The 1180-nt window shown below is 35.7% G+C and carries 2 protein-coding genes; both read right to left on the bottom strand.

The genetic code is table 11. The features are described from left to right. Positions 1–415: LeuD/DmdB family oxidoreductase small subunit (gene leuD / locus C6988_RS10875; protein ID WP_182135468.1), on the bottom strand; the 415-nt coding region annotated here is incomplete at its 3' end. After that, positions 412–1180, bottom strand: a 769-nt coding sequence (locus C6988_RS10870) for a 3-isopropylmalate dehydratase large subunit (RefSeq protein ID WP_255464489.1), incomplete at its 5' end; no start/stop codon positions are given. The genes leuD and C6988_RS10870, both read right to left, overlap by 4 nt.

Here is a 1180-nt window from a genome sequence, read left to right as displayed (position 1 = left end):
TTGAATATGTTTCATTCTTGGTGATATTTGTAATAGAGTTTTTTTCAGTATCAATTTCTAACTTATCTCCATCTGAAATTGACTTGTATGTTTGCTCATCAACTTCAATAGGAAGTAAAAAAGCACCATCAACTGAATTTCTATAAAAAATTCTTGCAAAAGATACTGCAATTACTGCTTTTATTCCCGAATGGGAAAGTGCTATTGGAGCATGTTCTCTTGAAGAGCCACAACCAAAATTTTTTCCAGCAACTACAAAATCACCTTCTTTTACTTTTTTATGAAAATCTGGATCTAATCCCTCCATTGCATGAGTTGCAAGTTCAGCATAGTCATGAATTTTTAGATAGGTTCCAGGAATTATGACATCTGTATCAATGTTATCTTGTTCATATTTTATTGCGTTTCCTTTCATTTAAGATCCCTCGGGTCAGTGATTTTTCCTGTAACGGCAGAAGCAGCAGCAACTAATGGAGATGCCAAGTAAGTTTGAGAGTCAACATGACCCATACGCCCTGGAAAATTTCTATTAGTTGTACTAATGCAAATTTCATCTTTTGCTAAAACACCCATATGTGCACCACAACAAGCACCACAAGTAGGAGGACCAACTGTTGCTCCAGCATCTAAGAAAATTTTGATTAGTCCTTTTTCCATAGCTTTTTTGTAAATTGAAATTGCAGCAGGTAAAATCTCTGTTCTAATTTTTACTGTACGGCCTTTGAGAATTTTTGCAGCTGCTTCTAAATCAACCATCTTTGCTCCAGTACAAGAACCAATGTATGCTTTATCTAATTCAACTGATGGTGCTTCTCTAACTACTGAAACGTTTTCTGGTGAAAATGGTTTTGCAACGATTGGTTCCATATCAGACGACTCATATTCAAAAGTTTGAGAATATTCTGCGTCATCATCACCATAAATTGGCGTTAGGTTTGTTGCACCCCTCTCACCTAGATAATCGAGTGTTTTTTGATCAGGTTCAATGATTCCATTTTTTGCCCCAGCTTCTGTGGTCATGTTAGTTAAGGTGAGCCTTTCTTCAACAGACATTTCAGATATACCAGTACCTCCAAATTGCATTGTTTTGTATGCACCGCCATCTGTACCAATATCACCTATTATTTTTAAAATCAAATCTTTAGACATTACATGGTCTGGTAATTTTCCATTTAGTTTG

Origin of the sequence: Nitrosopumilus sp. b1, from assembly GCF_014078545.1 — an archaeon.
Lineage (GTDB): Archaea > Thermoproteota > Nitrososphaeria > Nitrososphaerales > Nitrosopumilaceae > PXYB01.
The sequence above is the reverse complement of the archived record's forward strand: the minus strand, read 5'-3'. Positions and strand labels throughout refer to the sequence as shown.